The sequence below is a fragment of the Enterobacter hormaechei subsp. xiangfangensis genome (assembly GCF_001729785.1).
GTDB classification, from domain to species: Bacteria; Pseudomonadota; Gammaproteobacteria; order Enterobacterales; family Enterobacteriaceae; genus Enterobacter; species Enterobacter hormaechei_C.
Window position 1 is genome coordinate 195,949 of record NZ_CP017183.1, and the last position, 17,431, is coordinate 213,379.

The window sequence follows — 17,431 nt, forward strand, 5'->3', positions numbered from 1 at the left end:
TTTGCCGTCTCAACCCACCATATAAGTGGCGGTTGCGCTGGCGATATAAACCTGCTCCTCGTTATGCAGCTCAACGCGGGCGACGGCAACTTTATTCCCGGCGCGCAGCAGGCTGCTGGTACAGGTGAAGCGGTTTCCGCGTCCTGGGCGCAGGTAGTCGACGCGTAAATCGATGGTGCCCATGCGCGACAGGCGCTGGCGTAACTCATCTTCGTTGATGGTGTCGTGGCGCGTCAGCGTGCTGCCCACGCACACCAGACCGGCCGCCACGTCCAGCGCGGAGGCAATTACCCCGCCGTGCAAAATGCTTTGCGCCCAGTTACCGACCATCATTGGCTGATTATTGAAACTCAGCTGAGCGAAGTCTTTTTCGTATCGCTCCAGCTCAAGACCCAGTGCACGGTTGAACGGCATGTGGTACACAAAAATCTCGCCCACGAGCTTTAAGGTTTCTTCGGCGGTGAGTGTGGCTGACATCTGACGTGGCATCCTTGTTGTTAACAAAATGTTGATTTTATGCTTCAGGATAAAGGAATGCCACTTTAAGAAACGAGGAAGCGGAAGTTATCGCAGAAGTCTGTAGAATGCCCGGACAAAACTATTCATTAAATGTCACCATTTCAGGAGAACACCACCGATGCGGACGTATCTGGGTTGGTTACTGGCGGCGGTTGCGCTGCCCCTCACAGCATATGCGCAGGAAGCGACGATCAAAGAGGTGCATGATAAACCTGCCGTTAAGGGCAGCATCATCGCCAATATGCTTCAGGAGCATGACAATCCGTTCACGCTGTACCCGTATGACACAAACTACGTGATCTACACCCAGACCAGCGATCTCAACAAAGAGGCGATAAGCTCCTATAACTGGTCTGATAATGCGCGTAAAGATGAGGTGAAGTTCCAGCTCAGCCTCGCCTTCCCGTTCTGGCGCGGCATCCTGGGGCCGAACTCGGTACTTGGCGCGTCCTACACGCAGAAGTCATGGTGGCAACTCTCCAACAGCGGGGAGTCATCACCGTTCCGCGAAACCAACTATGAACCGCAGCTGTTCCTCGGTTTCGCCACCGATTATGAGTTTGCAGGCTGGACGCTGCGAGACGTGGAGGTGGGCTATAACCACGATTCCAACGGTCGTTCCGACCCAACCTCACGCAGCTGGAACCGCATCTATACGCGTCTGATGGCGCAGAACGGCAATTTCATGGTGGAAGTGAAGCCGTGGTACGTAGTAGGCAGCACCGATGACAACCCGGATATCACCAAATACATGGGATACTATCAGCTTAAGGTGGGCTATCAGCTGGGTGACGCGGTGCTGAGCGCCAAAGGCCAGTACAACTGGAATACCGGCTACGGCGGTGCAGAGCTGGGCCTGAGCTACCCGGTAACGAAACACGTGCGTCTCTATACCCAGGTGTATAGCGGCTACGGCGAATCGCTGATCGACTACAACTTCAACCAGACCCGCGTCGGTGTGGGCGTCATGCTGAACGATATTTTCTAAGCTGCTCGAATGTTTTTGCGTTAAACGTTGAAGTTTCTCTCTCAGGCGCTGAAAATAGCGCCTGTTTCATTTCTGGCATATGGGGTTAACGTGGCGCAGGCGGAAGTATTGAATCAGGAATCGCTGGCTAAACAGGTTTTGCATGAAACCTTTGGCTACCAGCAGTTCCGTCCTGGCCAGGAAACCATCATTGAAACCGTGCTGGAAGGCCGCGATTGCCTGGTGGTCATGCCGACCGGCGGCGGTAAATCGCTCTGCTATCAGGTGCCCGCGCTGGTGCTTAATGGCCTGACGGTTGTGGTATCACCCCTTATTTCCCTGATGAAAGACCAGGTCGACCAGCTGCTCGCCAACGGCGTGGCGGCGGCCTGTCTTAACTCAACGCAAACTCGCGAGCAGCAGCAAGAGGTGATGGCCGGGTGCCGCACCGGACAGGTTCGCCTGCTGTATATCGCGCCAGAGCGCCTGATGCTGGACAACTTCCTCGACCACCTGGCGCACTGGAACCCGGTGCTGCTGGCGGTGGATGAAGCGCACTGTATCTCCCAGTGGGGGCACGATTTCCGCCCGGAATACGCCGCCCTCGGCCAGCTTCGTCAGCGCTTCCCCGAGCTGCCGTTTATGGCGCTTACCGCCACGGCGGACGACACCACGCGTCAGGACATCGTTCGCCTGCTGGGACTGAACGACCCGTATATTCAGGTCAGCAGCTTCGACCGCCCGAACATCCGCTATATGCTGATGGAAAAGTTCAAGCCGCTGGATCAGCTCCTGCGCTACGTGCAGGAGCAGCGCGGCAAGTCCGGCATCATCTACTGCAACAGCCGCGCAAAGGTGGAAGACACCGCTGCGCGTCTGCAAAATCGCGGCTTTAGCGCGGCGGCATACCATGCCGGGTTAGAGAACCACATCCGCGCCGATGTGCAGGAAAAATTCCAGCGCGACGACCTGCAAATCGTGGTCGCAACGGTGGCGTTCGGGATGGGGATCAACAAGCCCAACGTGCGCTTTGTGGTGCATTTCGACATTCCGCGCAATATCGAATCCTACTATCAGGAAACCGGCCGCGCCGGGCGTGATGGTCTGCCTGCGGAAGCGATGCTGTTTTACGACCCGGCGGATATGGCGTGGCTGCGCCGCTGTCTGGAAGAGAAACCGCAGGGGCAGTTGCAGGATATCGAACGCCACAAGCTTAACGCGATGGGGGCCTTCGCCGAAGCGCAAACCTGCCGCCGTCTGGTGTTACTCAACTACTTTGGTGAAGGGCGTCAGGCGCCGTGCGGCAACTGCGATATCTGCCTCGACCCGCCGAAGCAGTACGATGGCCTGATGGACGCGCGCAAAGCGCTCTCGACTATCGGACGCGTGAACCAGCGCTTTGGGATGGGCTACGTCGTTGAAGTGCTGCGCGGGGCTAACAACCAGCGTATCCGCGATATGGGTCACGACAAGCTACCGGTTTACGGCATCGGGAAAGACCAGAGCCATGAGCACTGGGTGAGTATTATCCGCCAGTTGATCCACCTCGGCTTTGCCACGCAAAATATTGCCCAGCATTCTGCGCTTCAGCTGACCGAAGCGGCGCGACCTGTCCTGCGTGGCGAGGTTGAACTGAAGCTCGCCGTTCCGCGCGTCGTCGCCCTGAAGCCGCGCGTGATGCAAAAATCCTACGGCGGTAACTACGACCGCAAGCTGTTCGCCAAGCTGCGTAAGCTGCGTAAAGCTATTGCCGATGAAGAGAACATCCCGCCATACGTGGTGTTCAACGACGCGACGCTGATCGAGATGGCCGAGCAAATGCCGCTCAGCGCCAGCGAGATGCTCAGCGTCAACGGCGTCGGCACGCGCAAGCTGGAGCGCTTCGGTAAAGAGTTTATGGCGCTCATCCGTTCCCACGCTGATGGTGATGATGAGGAGTAGTCAGCCGGGCGAAAAAGTGCCAGGATGGTGACTCACTGTATTATTTCCCCGCGAGCTAATTATGTTAATGCTATTTCTCACCGTGGCGTTAGTGCACATCGTTGCGCTGATGAGCCCAGGCCCTGATTTTTTCTTCGTGTCTCAAACGGCCGTCAGCCGCTCCCGCAAAGAGGCGATGATGGGTGTGCTCGGTATTACCATGGGCGTCATGGTCTGGGCGGCGGTTGCGCTGCTCGGTCTGAACCTGATCCTGGCGAAAATGGCGTGGCTGCATAACATCATTATGGTTGGCGGCGGTCTGTACCTGTGCTGGATGGGCTACCAGATGCTGCGCGGGGCGCTGAAGAAAGAAGAGAACAAGCCGGAAGAGCCAAAGGTTGAGCTGGCAACGGGCGGCCGTAGCTTTGTGAAAGGGCTGCTGACCAACCTGGCGAACCCGAAAGCAATTATTTACTTCGGCTCGGTATTCTCGCTGTTTGTGGGGGATAACGTCGGCGCGGGCGCGCGCTGGGGGATCTTCCTGCTGATCGTTGTGGAAACGTTCGCCTGGTTTACCGTTGTGGCAAGCCTGTTTGCCTTACCGGCGATGCGTCGCGGCTACCAGCGCATCGCGAAGTGGATCGACGGCTTCGCCGGCGCGTTGTTCGCCGGCTTCGGCATTCATCTCATCATTTCTCGCTAAGCATGACGCGCTGACGCAAGCAGCGCGCCAACCAGCATAAACAGCGAACCAAAGACTTTGTTCAGGGCCTTCATCTGCTTAGGCCCTTTGATCCACGCCGCAATTCGCTGCGCCAGCGTCGCGTAACCAATCATCACAATGATATCGACAATAATGGTGGTTGCGCCCAGCACCACGTACTGCATCACCTGTGGCTGATGCGGCACGATAAACTGCGGGAACAGGGCGGCGAGGAACACGATGCTTTTCGGGTTGGTCAGGTTAACGAACACCGCGCGCTTAAACAGGTGGCCGCGTGTTTGCGTCCGGGAGAGCGTATGCAGATCAATCGAGCCAGCGGCGCGCCACTGCTGAATGCCCAGCCAGATAAGATACGCTGCGCCAGCCCATTTCAGCACCTCGAAGGCCAGCACCGAACGGGAGAACAGCGTGCCCAGACCAATCCCCACCAGCACAATATGAATGCCAAGCCCGGTCTGTAAACCGGCGATTGACGCCACCGCGCCGCGATAGCCGTGATTAATTGAGGTGGTCATGGTGTTGATTGCGCCCGAGCCAGGTGAAAGGCTGAGGATGATGGATGTCAGCAGGTAGGCGAACCACCACTCGAAGGTCATTTGAAACTCCCGGATCGTCTGTTTTTATGCCACAATACGCTATTGTTGAGTCATTTTGTGACCGGTGACGAAAAAAACGATATTCCCTGAATTACGGGGGGTGGAAACCCAATGTTTCAGCAGAAAAAGGACTGGGAAACACGAGAAAACGCATTTGCTGCTTTCTCCATGGGGCCGCTGACCGATTTCTGGCGCCAGCGTGAGGAAGATGAGTTTATGGGCGTCGGGGAAATCCCGGTACGCTTCGTTCGTTTCCGTGATGAAAAAAATGACCGGGTGATTGTAGTCTGCCCCGGGCGCATCGAAAGCTATATCAAATATGCCGAGCTGGCGTATGACCTGTTCCATCTGGGCTTTGATGTGTTAATTATCGACCATCGCGGGCAGGGGCTTTCCGGCCGGATGTTGCCGGATACCCATCGCGGCCACGTGGATAACTTCAGCGATTACGTCGACGATCTGGCCGCGTTCTGGCAGCAGGAAGTGCAGCCCGGGCCGTGGCGCAAGCGTTATATTCTTGCCCACTCCATGGGGGGCGCGATCTCGACGTTGTTTTTGCAGCGCCATAAGCACCAGTGCGACGCCATTGCGCTGACCGCGCCGATGTACGGCATTGTGATACGTTTTCCTGACTGGATGGTGCGCCATCTTCTCGACTGGGCTGAGGGCCATCAGCGCATTCGAGAAGGCTATGCCATCGGAACAGGACGCTGGCGGGCGTTACCGTTTGCCATCAACGTGTTAACCCACAGTCGGCAGCGTTATCGGCGCAACCTGCGTTTTTATGCCGATGAACCGCGTCTGCGGGTCGGCGGCCCCACCTGGCACTGGGTGCGGGAAGGTATTCATGCCGGTGAACAGGTGCTGGCAGGCGTAGGCGATGATGACACGCCGACGCTCCTGATCCAGGCGGAAGAAGAGCGTGTGGTGGATAACCGCATGCATGACCGCTATTGTGAACTTCGCGCCGCTGCGGGCCATCCCTGTGAAGGGGGTAAACCGCTGGTCATCAACGGTGCGTACCATGAGATCCTTTTTGAAAAGGACGCTATGCGCTCAGTCGCGCTCAACGCCATTGTTGAATTTTTCAACAGGCATAACTGATTATTGTTTTCCACCAGAGGTTGAAATCCCTATGTACCAGGTTGTTGCATCTGATTTAGATGGCACGCTGCTTTCCCCCGACCACACCCTGTCGCCTTATGCGAAAGAGACCCTAAAACTCCTGACTGCCCGTGGCGTGAACTTCGTGTTCGCCACCGGTCGCCACCACGTGGACGTGGGGCAGATCCGCGATAACCTAGAGATCAAGTCGTACATGATCACCTCTAACGGTGCGCGCGTACATGACACGGACGGCAACCTGATTTTTACCCATAATCTCGATCGTGACATCGCCACTGATTTGTTCGGCATTGTGCATAACAACCCGGATATCGTGACTAACGTTTACCGCGACGACGAGTGGTTTATGAACCGTCATCGCCCGGACGAAATGCGTTTCTTCAAGGAAGCCGTCTTCAACTACTCCCTGTATGAGCCGGGTTTGCTGGATCCTGAAGGGATCAGCAAGGTGTTCTTTACCTGCGAAAGTCACGAAGCGCTGCTTCCGCTGGAGCAGGCGATCAACGCCCGCTGGGGCGACCGCGTGAACGTGAGCTTCTCCACGCTGACCTGTCTGGAAGTGATGGCGGGCGGGGTGTCCAAAGGTCACGCGCTGGAAGCGGTCGCGAAGCGTCTGGGCTTTGATCTGAAAGACTGTATCGCCTTTGGCGATGGCATGAACGATGCCGAGATGCTCTCCATGGCGGGTAAAGGCTGCATCATGCAGAACGCGCACCAGCGCCTGAAAGATCTGCACCCGGAGCTGGAAGTGATTGGCACGAACGCAGACAACGCGGTACCTAAGTATCTGCGCAAACTGTTCCTTGAATAATCTTCATTTGATTGTTTATTGTTCAGATGTCAACTAAAGAGTTCGCTACAATGCCTCTCCTTCTTTTTGAGAGACAAGCATTGTGGCGCTACTCATTATCACCACTATCCTGTGGGCCTTCTCCTTTAGTCTGATTGGCGAATACCTTGCCGGATCGGTCGACAGCTACTTTTCGGTGCTGATGCGCGTGGGGCTGGCGGCGCTGGTGTTCCTGCCGTTCCTGCGTACCCGCGGGCAGTCGCTAAAAACTATTCTGCTGTACATGCTGGTAGGCGCGATGCAGCTCGGCATCATGTACCTGTTCAGCTTCCGGGCCTACGTTTACCTGTCCGTCTCGGAATTTCTGCTCTTCACCGTGCTGACGCCGCTCTACATCACGCTGATTTATGACTTGCTCAGCAGGCGCCGCCTGCGCTGGGGATATCTGCTGAGCGCTGCGCTGGCAGTCATTGGCGCGGCGATTATTCGCTATGACAAGGTAAGCGATCACTTCTGGACCGGGCTGATGTTCGTCCAGCTCGCTAATATCAGCTTTGCCATCGGGATGGTGGGTTACAAACGCCTGATGGAGACCCGCCCGATGCCGCAGCATAACGCGTTTGCGTGGTTTTATATGGGCGCGGCGATTGTCGCGATTGCGGCATGGTTTATGCTCGGCAACCCGCAAAAGCTGCCGACCACCCCCGTACAGTGGAGCGTTCTGGTCTGGCTGGGCGTGGTGGCCTCGGGGCTGGGCTATTTTATGTGGAACTACGGCGCGACGCAGGTAGACGCCGGAACGCTGGGGATCATGAACAATGTACACGTGCCGGCGGGGCTACTGGTGAACCTCGCCATCTGGCAGGAACAGCCGCACTGGCCGAGTTTCCTTATTGGGGGAACGGTGATCCTGGCTTCGCTGTGGGTACATCGCCGCTGGGTCGCTCCGCGCTCCGCACAAACGGAAGATGGTCGCACGCGTGGTTCCGCGCTGAGCGAATAAACGCTTCCGTAATTGGCTGACGTTGCTCGCCATCGCGCACGGCGGCGTACAGCCGGCTCCACAGTCCTTCACCCAGGGTTTTGGTAACCACCAGACCCTGGCGTTCAACCGTCTCGACCACCCAGTGCGGCAGCGCCGCAATCCCCATTCTGGCCGCCACCATCTGAATTAACAGCAGCGTGTTATCCACGCTTTTCAGCTGTGGGCTGATGCCCGCGGGTTGCAGGAAATGGCGCCAGATATCCAGACGACTGCGCTGTACCGGGTAAATCAGCAGCGTCTCCGTTGCCAGATCTTCCGGCGTGATACGCGTTTTGGCGGCCAGCGGATGGTCCGGGGCCAGCACCAGACGCACCTCAAAATCAAACATTGGCGAATAGTGCAGACCGCTGCGTGGCAGAATATCTGAGGTCATCACCAGATCCAGCTCACCCTGCTGAAGCGACGGCTGCGGATCAAACGTGACGCCGGATTTGAAGTCCATCTCCACCTGCGGCCACTTCTGGCGGAAGTTCTCAAGCGCGGGGGTCAGCCACTGAATACAGCTGTGACACTCAATGGCGATGCGCAGGGTGGTCTGCTGCGGCTCGTTGCAGGACTGCAACGCGCTGGCAATCTGCGGCAGCACCTGGTTCGCCAGCTGAAGCAAAATTTCGCCCTGCGGCGTAAAGCGCAAAGGCTGGCTCTTACGCACAAAAAGACGAAAGCCGAGGCGTTGTTCCAGATCGCTGAACTGGTGAGAAAGGGCAGACTGAGTCTGGTGCAGCGTGGCCGCTGCCGCCGCAAGAGAACCGCAGTTCCGCAACGCTTGTAGCGTTTTCAGGTGTTTAATCTCGATCATGAAAGTCCTTCACTTCGGCATGAACATTTTGCGCTTGAGGAATATACAGTACCTGCCAATTATAGAAGTGTAAACATCTGGACGTCTAAATAACGAATTTCTACAAGGGGTATGCCATGACAATCCGCACTCACACTCTCGGTTTCCCTCGCGTTGGTCTGCGTCGCGAGCTGAAAAAAGCGCAAGAAAGCTACTGGGCGGGTAACGCCACCCGCGAAGAACTGCTGGCGGTGGGACGCGAGCTGCGCGCGCGTCACTGGGATCAGCAAAAACAGGCGGGCGTAGACCTGCTGCCGGTGGGCGATTTCGCCTGGTACGACCATGTTCTGACCACCAGCCTGCTGCTTGGCAACGTGCCGGCTCGTCATCAGAACAACGATGGATCGGTGGATATCGATACCCTGTTCCGCATCGGCCGTGGCCGCGCGCCAACGGGTGAGCCAGCGGCAGCGGCGGAAATGACCAAGTGGTTTAACACCAACTATCACTATATGGTGCCGGAGTTCGTTAAGGGCCAGCAGTTCAAACTGACCTGGACCCAGCTTCTGGATGAAGTGGACGAAGCGCTGGCGCTGGGTCACCAGGTGAAACCCGTGCTGCTGGGGCCGGTCACCTACCTGTGGCTGGGCAAAGTGAAAGGTGAGCAGTTCGACCGCCTCAGCCTGCTGAACGATATTCTGCCGGTTTATAAGCAGGTGCTGATTGAGCTGGGTAAGCGCGGTATTCAGTGGGTGCAAATCGATGAACCGGCGCTGGTGCTTGAGCTGCCGCAGGCGTGGCTGGATGCCTTCAAACCGGCGTATGACGCGCTCACGGGCCAGGTGAAGCTGCTGCTGACCACCTATTTCGAGGGCGTAACGCCTAACCTCGACACCATTACTGCGCTGCCGGTTCAGGGTCTGCATGTTGATCTCTTTCACGGCAAAGACGATGTGGCAGAGTTGCACAAGCGTCTGCCTGCGGAGTGGCTGCTCTCTGCCGGTCTGGTGAATGGTCGTAACGTCTGGCGTGCCGATCTCACCGAGAAATATGCACAAATTAAGGACATTGTCGGTAAACGTGAATTGTGGGTAGCCTCTTCCTGTTCCCTGCTGCACAGCCCGATCGACCTGAGCGTAGAGACCCGACTCGACCCTGAGGTGAAAAGCTGGTTTGCCTTTGCCCTGCAAAAGTGTGAGGAGCTGGCTCTGCTGCGCGACGCGTTGAACAGCGGCGACACGGCAGCGATTACCCACTGGAGCGCTCCGATCCAGGCGCGCCGTCACTCGACGCGCGTGCATAACCCGGCGGTGGAAAAACGTCTGGCGGCCATCACTGCCCGGGACAGCCAGCGCCAGAGCCCGTATGAAGTGCGCGCCGAAGCCCAGCGTGCGCGCTTTAACCTGCCCGCGTGGCCGACCACAACCATCGGCTCCTTCCCGCAGACTACCGAGATCCGCGGCCTGCGCCTGGACTTCAAAAAGGGCAATCTGGATGCGAATCACTACCGCACCGGCATTGCGGAACACATCAAACAGGCGATCGTCGAGCAGGAACGTCTGGGTCTGGACGTGCTGGTGCACGGCGAGGCCGAGCGTAACGATATGGTGGAATACTTCGGTGAACACCTGGACGGCTTTGTCTTTACCCAGAACGGCTGGGTGCAAAGCTACGGCTCCCGCTGCGTGAAGCCGCCGGTGGTGATCGGCGACGTCAGCCGCCCGGAAGCGATCACCGTGGAGTGGGCGAAGTATGCCCAGTCTCTGACCGACAAACCGGTAAAAGGCATGCTGACGGGGCCGGTGACCATTCTCTGCTGGTCGTTCCCGCGTGAAGATGTATCCCGGGAAACCATCGCCAAACAGATCGCCCTGGCGCTGCGTGATGAAGTGGCGGATCTGGAAGCGGCGGGGATTGGCATCATTCAGATCGACGAACCGGCGCTGCGTGAAGGGTTGCCGCTGCGTCGCAGCGACTGGGATGCTTACTTACAGTGGGGCGTGGAGGCTTTCCGCCTCAACGCGGCCGTCGCGAAGGACGACACGCAGATCCACACCCACATGTGTTACTGCGAATTTAACGACATCATGGACTCCATTGCCGCGCTCGACGCCGATGTGATCACCATCGAGACCTCGCGTTCAGACATGGAGCTGCTGGAGTCGTTCGAAGAGTTCGACTACCCGAACGAAATCGGGCCGGGCGTGTATGACATTCACTCCCCTAACGTGCCAAGCGTGGAGTGGATTGAATCGCTGCTGCAAAAAGCGGCCCAGCGCATCCCGGCGGAACGTCTGTGGGTAAACCCGGACTGCGGCCTGAAAACTCGCGGCTGGCCTGAAACCCGCGCGGCGCTGGCGAACATGGTGCAGGCGGCGCAGAATTTGCGTCAGGCGTAGTGGTGCTGGATTGCCCGGTTGGCGTAGCCGCCACCGGGCTTTTGGTATTACGCTTTCTTCCCGCCGTACTGGCTGAACCACGCCAGCATTCTCTGCCAGCCATCTTTCGCGGATTCCGCGTGATAGCTCGGACGATAATCGGCATTAAACGCGTGTCCCGCATCCGGGTACACCACGATTTCGGCCTTCGCGTTTGCCGCCCGCAGCGCGTGGCGCATGGTCTCGACGGTATCAAGCGGAATGCCGGTATCCTGACCGCCATACAGCCCTAGCACCGGGGCATTTAAATCGGTGGCGATATCAACCGGATGTTTCGGCGAGTTCAGCGTCTTTTCGCCCACCAGTTTGCCGTACCAGGCCACGGCCGCTTTCAACTGCGGATTGTGCGCGGCATACAGCCAGCTAATGCGTCCACCCCAACAGAAGCCGGTCACCATCAGACGGTGCGGGTCGCCACCGTTGCGCGCCGCCCAACTGGCAACGTGGTCGAGATCGGCCAGTACCTGCGCGTCCGGCACTTTGCTGACCAGGTTGCTGAACAGCGTCGGGATGTCGCTGTAATCATTCGGATCGCCCTGACGGAAATAGAGTTCCGGCGCAACGGCCAGGTAACCTTCCAGCGCCAGACGGCGGCAGAGGTCGCGAATATGTTCATGAACGCCAAATATTTCCTGCACCACGATCACGATGGGCAGCGGGCCATCGGCAGATTTTGGCCGCGCGTGGTACGCTGGCATGTTCTCTCCCTGGGAGGGAATGGAGGTCTCGCCTGCGGTAATGGCTTCTTCAGGGGTTGAGACGATGGTTGAAGCGTGCGGGGCCGCAGCAGGTGCAAAACCGATTTTTTCAGTCATGGCATTCTCCGTACCAATGAATGGATTAGCGCAAAGATAAATATAGACACCAGGTTAACAACCCACAGTGCCTTATAGCGTCTATCTTTTGTGCAGCACCCGGCGATATAACTTGTTAATGTGATGTGAATCACTGTTTTATGGAAATTAGCTGCAATCATTTTCATTCATGGTGAGGTGTGTCACGAAATAATGCACATTGCTTCTGTAAAGTACCGTTTTACTTCTTCTGACAAACCGACCCACAGAGGAGTCACCTATGTCTAAGTCTGATGTTTTTCATCTCGGCCTCACTAAAAACGATTTACAAGGGGCTACGCTTGCTATCGTCCCTGGCGATCCAGAGCGTGTGGAAAAGATCGCCGCGCTGATGGATAAGCCGGTTAAGCTGGCAGCGCATCGCGAATTCACCACCTGGCGCGCAGAGCTGGACGGTAAAGCGGTGATCGTGTGCTCTACCGGTATTGGTGGCCCGTCTACCTCTATCGCCGTTGAAGAGCTGGCGCAGCTGGGCATTCGTACTTTCCTGCGCATCGGCACCACAGGCGCCATTCAGCCGCACATCAACGTGGGCGACGTGCTGGTTACCACCGCATCCGTGCGTCTGGACGGGGCAAGCCTGCACTTTGCACCGATGGAATTCCCGGCAGTGGCTGATTTCGAATGCACCACCGCGCTGGTTGAAGCCGCGAAATCCGTGGGCGCCACCACCCACGTGGGCGTAACTGCCTCTTCCGATACCTTCTACCCGGGCCAGGAGCGTTACGACACCTTCTCTGGTCGCGTGGTGAGCCGTTTCAAAGGCTCCATGGAAGAGTGGCAGTCGATGGGCGTCATGAACTACGAAATGGAATCTGCGACGCTGCTGACCATGTGCGCGAGCCAGGGTCTGCGTGCCGGTATGGTGGCGGGCGTTATCGTCAACCGTACCCAACAGGAGATCCCGAACGCTGAAACCATGAAGCAGACTGAAAGCCATGCGGTGAAAATCGTGGTTGAAGCGGCGCGCCGCCTGATCTAATTCTCTCTTCAGTGCTAAAAGGCCGACATGCTCGGCCTTTTCTTTTTGCGTAACGCCTCGCAGGAAAACCCTTTCAAACTGGACGTTCATACAGCACAATTCTATTTTGTGCGGGTTAGACGTGGATGCAGGGGGCATTGTGGATATCTCAATCCTGGTTTATGCGGTAGTTGCGCTGGTGAGCGTGGGGATTGGCTGGCTCATTTCCGGCTACCAGCATGCGCAGCAGAAAGCCGAACAGCTGGCAGAGCGCGAAGAGATCGTCGCCGAACTCAGCGCAACGAAACAACAGCTTGCGCTGAGTGACCACTGGCGCGACGAGTGCGAACTGCTCAATAACGAACTGCGCAATCTGCGTGATATCAATACCTCGCTGGAGGCCGATCTCCGTGAAGTGACCACCCGTCTTGAGTCCACCCAACTGCACGCCGAAGACAAAATCCGTCAGATGATCAACAGCGAGCAGCGTCTTAGCGAGCAGTTTGAGAACCTCGCGAACCGCATTTTTGAGCACAGCAATCGCCGCGTGGATGAGCAGAACCGTCAGAGCCTGAACAGCCTGCTGACGCCCCTGCGTGAGCAGTTGGACGGCTTTCGACGTCAGGTACAGGACAGCTTTGGTCAGGAGGCCCGCGAGCGCCACACGCTGGCGCATGAAATTCGTAATCTCCAGCAGCTGAATGCGCAGATGGCGCAGGAGGCGGTTAACCTGACGCGCGCACTGAAAGGTGATAACAAAGCGCAGGGAAACTGGGGCGAAGTGGTCATGACGCGCGTGCTGGAGGCCTCTGGCCTGCGCGAAGGATACGAATACGAAACGCAGGTCAGCATTGAAAACGATGCGCGCTCGCGGATGCAGCCGGATGTCATTGTTCGTCTGCCACAGGGCAAAGATGTGGTTATCGACGCCAAAATGACGCTGGTGGCCTATGAGCGCTACTTCAACGCGGAAGATGACTACACCCGCGAAACAGCGTTGCAGGAGCACATCGCCTCCGTGCGTAACCATATCCGTCTGCTGGGCAGAAAAGATTATCAGCAGTTGCCGGGGCTGCGATCGCTGGATTATGTGCTGATGTTCATTCCGGTTGAGCCAGCCTTCCTGCTGGCGCTCGACAGACAGCCCGAACTGATCACCGAAGCGCTGAAAAATAACATTATGCTGGTCAGCCCCACCACGCTACTGGTGGCGTTACGTACCATTGCCAACCTGTGGCGCTATGAGCACCAAAGCCGTAACGCGCAGCAGATTGCCGATCGCGCCAGCAAGCTGTACGACAAAATGCGGCTGTTTGTGGACGATATGTCCTCGGTGGGGCAAAGCCTGGATCGCGCGCAGGATAACTACCGCCAGGCGATGAAAAAACTCTCCTCCGGGCGTGGCAATTTGCTGGCGCAGGCGGAGGCGTTTCGCAGCCTGGGGGTGGAAGTTAAACGCGAGATTAATCCGGAACTGGTGGAGCAGGCTACCGCTCAGGACGAAGAGTTTCGTCTGCGTGAAGGCGACGGTGAGCAAAATAGCCGCAATGAAGACAACGGTTTAGCGGCGAGTTTATCCCCCGAAGCGCAGCCGGCACGTTTCTTTCACGGTGGTTGAAACGTAGGGCAAATGCGCCCAATCTGTTACACTTCACGAACATTTGACTGATTAGCAGGCTCTGAGATGGTTGACGATTCACAAGACACAACGCACTTTGGCTTTCAGACTGTCGCCAAAGCGCAGAAAGCTGACATGGTGGCCCACGTATTTCATTCCGTGGCGGCGAAGTACGATGTGATGAATGATTTGATGTCATTCGGCATTCATCGCTTGTGGAAGCGCTTCACTATTGATTGCAGCGGCGTGCGCCGTGGACAAACGGTGCTGGATTTAGCCGGAGGCACAGGGGATCTGACCGCTAAATTCTCCCGTCTGGTTGGCGAAACCGGCCGCGTGGTGCTGGCGGATATCAACGACTCCATGCTGAAAATGGGACGCGAAAAGCTGCGTAACATCGGCGTGGTAGGCAACGTTGAATATGTTCAGGCCAACGCCGAAGCGCTGCCGTTCCCGGATAATACGTTCGACTGCATCACCATCTCTTTCGGTCTGCGTAACGTGACCGATAAAGATAAAGCGCTGCGCTCCATGTACCGCGTGCTGAAACCGGGCGGCCGACTGCTGGTTCTCGAGTTTTCTAAACCGATTATCGACCCGCTGAGCAAAGCTTACGATGCCTATTCCTTCCACGTTTTGCCGCGCATCGGCGAGCTGGTGGCAAACGATGCAGAAAGTTACCGTTATCTGGCCGAATCCATCCGAATGCACCCGGATCAGGACACGCTGAAAGCGATGATGCAGGATGCCGAGTTTGAAAACGTGGAATACTTCAATATGACGGCGGGTGTCGTCGCGCTGCATCGTGGTTACAAGTTCTGAGTGGAGGTTTCCCGTGCCCATTAAACCCTTAGTCACCGCAGGCATCGAGAATGTACTGAATGCCTTTCTGTATCGCGCTCCGGCGCTGAAAACCGCACGTCAGCGGCTTAACGGAAAGGTGCTGCGCATCGTGTTAAAGGAGTTCTCGACGCCGCTTGTGCTGGTCTTCAGCGAACGTCAGCTTGACGTTCTGGGGGAGTGGGAAGGCGAAGCTGATTGCTCGGTAATTACGCACATGAGCGTCTTACCAAAACTGCGTGACCGTCAGCAGATGACGGCGCTTATTCGCAGCGGTGAGCTGGAGGTCGAAGGCGATATTCAGGTGGTACAGAACTTCGTTGCACTCAGCGATCAGGCTGAATTCGACCCGGCGGAACTGCTGGCGCCCTATATCGGCGACATCGCGGCTGAAGGGATAAGCAAAACGCTGCGCACGGGTTCCGCTTTCCTGCGTAAAGGTCTGCTCCGTCAACAGCGCTATGCTGCCGAGGTGCTGACCGAAGAGTGGCGTATGGCGCCGGGGCCTTTAGAAGTCGCCTGGTTTGCAGAAGAGACCGCGGCAGTTGAGCGCGCAGTTGATGCGTTAACCAAACGGCTGGAAAAACTGGAGGGCAAATGACGCCTGGTGAAATTCGGCGCCTCTATTTTATCGTTCGCACCTTTTTGAGCTACGGGCTCGACGAGCTTATCCCCAGAATGCGTATCACTCTGCCGCTTCGGCTTTGGCGTCGCACGCTGTTCTGGATGCCGAATCGCCATAAGGATCAGGAGCTGGGCGCACGCCTGCGTCTTGCGTTGCAGGAGCTGGGACCGGTCTGGATCAAGTTTGGGCAGATGCTCTCAACACGTCGCGACCTTTTTCCACCGCAGATTGCCGATCAGCTCGCACTATTGCAGGATCGCGTCGCTCCGTTTGACGGAGAGAGAGCGAAGAAACAAATCGAAGAAGCGATGGGCAATATCCCCATCGAGACCTGGTTTGATGATTTCGATATTCAGCCTCTGGCCTCTGCCTCTATTGCGCAGGTTCATACTGCGCGCCTGAAGGAAAATGGCAAAGAGGTGGTCATTAAAGTGATTCGTCCGGATATCCTGCCGGTTATCAAAGCAGACATGAAGCTGATTTATCGCCTGGCTCGCTGGGTGCCGCGTCTGTTGCCGGATGGCCGCCGTCTGCGTCCGCTGGAAGTGGTACGGGAATACGAAAAAACGCTGATTGATGAGCTTAACCTGCTGCGTGAATCGGCGAACGCCATTCAGCTGCGTCGAAACTTTGAAGACAGCCCGATGCTGTATGTTCCTGAAGTCTATTCTGACTATTGCAGTCAGAACATGATGGTGATGGAACGTATCTACGGTATTCCGGTCTCGGACGTGACGGCGCTGGAAAAACAGGGCACCAACATGAAGTTGCTGGCCGAACGTGGCGTGCAGGTCTTCTTTACTCAGGTTTTCCGCGACAGCTTCTTCCATGCTGACATGCATCCGGGCAACATTTTTGTCAGCTATGAGCACCCGGAAGATCCTAAATACATCGGCATCGACTGCGGTATTGTCGGCTCGCTGAATAAAGAGGATAAGCGTTATCTCGCCGAGAACTTTATCGCTTTCTTCAATCGCGACTACCGTAAGGTGGCCGAGCTGCACGTGGATTCAGGCTGGGTTCCGCCAGATACCAACGTGGAAGAGTTTGAATTTGCGATCCGCACCGTCTGTGAGCCGATTTTTGAAAAGCCGCTCTCGGAGATCTCTTTCGGACACGTCCTGCTCAACCTGTTCAACACCGCACGCCGTTTCAATATGGAAGTGCAGCCACAATTAGTTTTACTTCAGAAAACATTACTTTACGTTGAGGGCGTAGGCCGCCAGCTCTATCCTCAGTTAGACTTGTGGAAAACCGCGAAACCGTTCCTCGAATCCTGGATTAAGGATCAGGTCGGTATTCCAGCCCTGGTTCGCTCGCTTAAAGAGAAAGGCCCGTTCTGGATTGAAAAAATGCCTGAAATTCCTGAACTGGTTTACGACAGTTTGCGTCAGAGCAAGAACCTTCAGCACAGCATGGATAAAATCGCGCACGAGCTTCAATCCAGTCGCGTGCGTCAGGGGCAGTCCCGCTATCTCTTCGGAATTGGCGCGACGCTGCTGATAAGCGGCACGTTGCTGTTGATCAATCGTCCGGACTGGGAAATGATGCCAGCCTGGATTATGGCTGCCGGTGTGGTTGTCTGGCTTGCTGGCTGGCGAAAAACGCGCTGAATTAGCGTCGCTATCGAG

The 17,431-nt window shown here is 56.7% G+C and carries 16 protein-coding genes; 12 read left to right on the plus strand and 4 right to left on the minus strand.

Going from position 1 to position 17,431, the window contains the following annotated elements; genetic code table 11:
- Positions 1-9 precede the first annotated feature (9 nt).
- Positions 10-477, minus strand: coding sequence for an acyl-CoA thioesterase YigI (gene yigI, locus BFV63_RS00960; RefSeq protein ID WP_006812366.1), 468 nt, complete (start codon positions 475-477; stop codon positions 10-12).
- Between the two features lie 160 nt (positions 478-637).
- Here yigI and pldA point away from each other — a divergent pair, with 160 nt between their 5' ends.
- The 3 genes from pldA (at position 638) to rhtC (ending at position 4,109) form a co-directional block, all read left to right on the plus strand.
- Positions 638-1,507 carry a phospholipase A gene (gene pldA, locus BFV63_RS00965; RefSeq protein ID WP_003860803.1) on the plus strand — a complete coding sequence of 290 codons (870 nt, stop codon included), beginning with the start codon at positions 638-640 and terminating at the stop codon, positions 1,505-1,507.
- A gap of 90 nt (positions 1,508-1,597) precedes the next feature.
- Positions 1,598-3,427: an ATP-dependent DNA helicase RecQ gene (recQ, locus tag BFV63_RS00970; RefSeq protein ID WP_003860800.1), complete on the plus strand. Its 1,830-nt coding sequence runs from the start codon at positions 1,598-1,600 to the stop codon at positions 3,425-3,427.
- A 61-nt stretch (positions 3,428-3,488) separates the two neighbouring features.
- Complete coding sequence (gene rhtC, locus BFV63_RS00975) at positions 3,489-4,109, plus strand: threonine export protein RhtC (protein WP_023323988.1); 621 nt, start codon at positions 3,489-3,491, stop codon at positions 4,107-4,109.
- Here rhtC and rhtB read toward each other — a convergent pair.
- Positions 4,106-4,726, minus strand: a complete 621-nt coding sequence (rhtB, locus tag BFV63_RS00980; RefSeq protein ID WP_003860798.1) for a homoserine/homoserine lactone efflux protein — start codon at positions 4,724-4,726, stop codon at positions 4,106-4,108. The two genes, rhtC and rhtB, sit on opposite strands and share 4 nt — an antisense overlap.
- Before the next feature lie 111 nt (positions 4,727-4,837).
- On the opposite strand from rhtB, the gene pldB reads away from it, so the two are divergent.
- The 3 genes from pldB to BFV63_RS00995 all read left to right on the plus strand — a co-directional run bounded on the left by pldB (position 4,838) and on the right by BFV63_RS00995 (position 7,644).
- A complete protein-coding gene (pldB, locus tag BFV63_RS00985; RefSeq protein WP_015570002.1) occupies positions 4,838-5,830 on the plus strand; it encodes a lysophospholipase L2 in 993 nt (330 codons plus the stop codon).
- 31 nt (positions 5,831-5,861) lie between these two features.
- On the plus strand, positions 5,862-6,662 hold the full coding sequence (gene yigL, locus BFV63_RS00990) for a sugar/pyridoxal phosphate phosphatase YigL (protein ID WP_023299050.1): 801 nt from the start codon (positions 5,862-5,864) through the stop codon (positions 6,660-6,662).
- Between the two features lie 82 nt (positions 6,663-6,744).
- Positions 6,745-7,644: a carboxylate/amino acid/amine transporter gene (locus BFV63_RS00995; RefSeq protein ID WP_003860795.1), complete on the plus strand. Its 900-nt coding sequence runs from the start codon at positions 6,745-6,747 to the stop codon at positions 7,642-7,644.
- On the opposite strand, the gene metR is transcribed toward BFV63_RS00995, so the two are convergent.
- Positions 7,532-8,485, minus strand: a complete 954-nt coding sequence (gene metR / locus BFV63_RS01000; RefSeq protein ID WP_015570000.1) for an HTH-type transcriptional regulator MetR — start codon at positions 8,483-8,485, stop codon at positions 7,532-7,534. The genes BFV63_RS00995 and metR overlap by 113 nt on opposite strands.
- A gap of 116 nt (positions 8,486-8,601) precedes the next feature.
- Between metR and metE the strand changes: the two genes are divergently transcribed.
- Positions 8,602-10,863 (plus strand): 5-methyltetrahydropteroyltriglutamate--homocysteine S-methyltransferase, encoded by a 2,262-nt coding sequence (gene metE, locus BFV63_RS01005; protein WP_048241559.1) that lies wholly within the window; start codon positions 8,602-8,604, stop codon positions 10,861-10,863.
- 47 nt (positions 10,864-10,910) lie between these two features.
- Here metE and BFV63_RS01010 read toward each other — a convergent pair whose 3' ends face one another.
- A complete protein-coding gene (locus BFV63_RS01010; protein WP_023302906.1) occupies positions 10,911-11,717 on the minus strand; it encodes a dienelactone hydrolase family protein in 807 nt (268 codons plus the stop codon).
- A gap of 259 nt (positions 11,718-11,976) precedes the next feature.
- Here BFV63_RS01010 and udp point away from each other — a divergent pair, with 259 nt between their 5' ends.
- From udp to ubiB, 5 genes are all read left to right on the plus strand, one after another.
- Positions 11,977-12,738 (plus strand): uridine phosphorylase, encoded by a 762-nt coding sequence (gene udp, locus BFV63_RS01015; protein WP_003860792.1) that lies wholly within the window; start codon positions 11,977-11,979, stop codon positions 12,736-12,738.
- Positions 12,739-12,877: 139 nt separating this feature from the next.
- Positions 12,878-14,335: a DNA recombination protein RmuC gene (rmuC, locus tag BFV63_RS01020; protein ID WP_023315189.1), complete on the plus strand. Its 1,458-nt coding sequence runs from the start codon at positions 12,878-12,880 to the stop codon at positions 14,333-14,335.
- Positions 14,336-14,401: 66 nt separating this feature from the next.
- Entirely contained in the window at positions 14,402-15,157 is a 756-nt protein-coding gene (ubiE, locus tag BFV63_RS01025) for a bifunctional demethylmenaquinone methyltransferase/2-methoxy-6-polyprenyl-1,4-benzoquinol methylase UbiE (protein WP_003860790.1), read from the plus strand.
- A 13-nt stretch (positions 15,158-15,170) separates the two neighbouring features.
- Positions 15,171-15,776, plus strand: coding sequence for a ubiquinone biosynthesis protein UbiJ (gene ubiJ / locus BFV63_RS01030; protein ID WP_003860788.1), 606 nt, complete (start codon positions 15,171-15,173; stop codon positions 15,774-15,776).
- Positions 15,773-17,413: a ubiquinone biosynthesis regulatory protein kinase UbiB gene (ubiB, locus tag BFV63_RS01035; RefSeq protein ID WP_022650180.1), complete on the plus strand. Its 1,641-nt coding sequence runs from the start codon at positions 15,773-15,775 to the stop codon at positions 17,411-17,413. The genes ubiJ and ubiB overlap by 4 nt, the downstream gene beginning before the upstream one ends.
- Positions 17,414-17,431 lie beyond the last annotated feature (18 nt).

Excerpts from the sequence above, each read along its gene's own strand:
- yigI (WP_006812366.1), bottom strand. The coding sequence starts at position 477 with ATGTCAGCCACACTCACCGCCGAAGAAACCTTAAAGCTCGTGGGCGAG.
- pldA (WP_003860803.1), top strand. The coding sequence starts at position 638 with ATGCGGACGTATCTGGGTTGGTTACTGGCGGCGGTTGCGCTGCCCCTC.
- rhtC (WP_023323988.1), top strand. The coding sequence starts at position 3,489 with ATGTTAATGCTATTTCTCACCGTGGCGTTAGTGCACATCGTTGCGCTG.
- rhtB (WP_003860798.1), bottom strand. The coding sequence starts at position 4,726 with ATGACCTTCGAGTGGTGGTTCGCCTACCTGCTGACATCCATCATCCTC.
- pldB (WP_015570002.1), top strand. The coding sequence starts at position 4,838 with ATGTTTCAGCAGAAAAAGGACTGGGAAACACGAGAAAACGCATTTGCT.
- yigL (WP_023299050.1), top strand. The coding sequence starts at position 5,862 with ATGTACCAGGTTGTTGCATCTGATTTAGATGGCACGCTGCTTTCCCCC.
- metR (WP_015570000.1), bottom strand. The coding sequence starts at position 8,485 with ATGATCGAGATTAAACACCTGAAAACGCTACAAGCGTTGCGGAACTGC.
- metE (WP_048241559.1), top strand. The coding sequence starts at position 8,602 with ATGACAATCCGCACTCACACTCTCGGTTTCCCTCGCGTTGGTCTGCGT.
- BFV63_RS01010 (WP_023302906.1), bottom strand. The coding sequence starts at position 11,717 with ATGACTGAAAAAATCGGTTTTGCACCTGCTGCGGCCCCGCACGCTTCA.
- udp (WP_003860792.1), top strand. The coding sequence starts at position 11,977 with ATGTCTAAGTCTGATGTTTTTCATCTCGGCCTCACTAAAAACGATTTA.
- ubiE (WP_003860790.1), top strand. The coding sequence starts at position 14,402 with ATGGTTGACGATTCACAAGACACAACGCACTTTGGCTTTCAGACTGTC.
- ubiB (WP_022650180.1), top strand. The coding sequence starts at position 15,773 with ATGACGCCTGGTGAAATTCGGCGCCTCTATTTTATCGTTCGCACCTTT.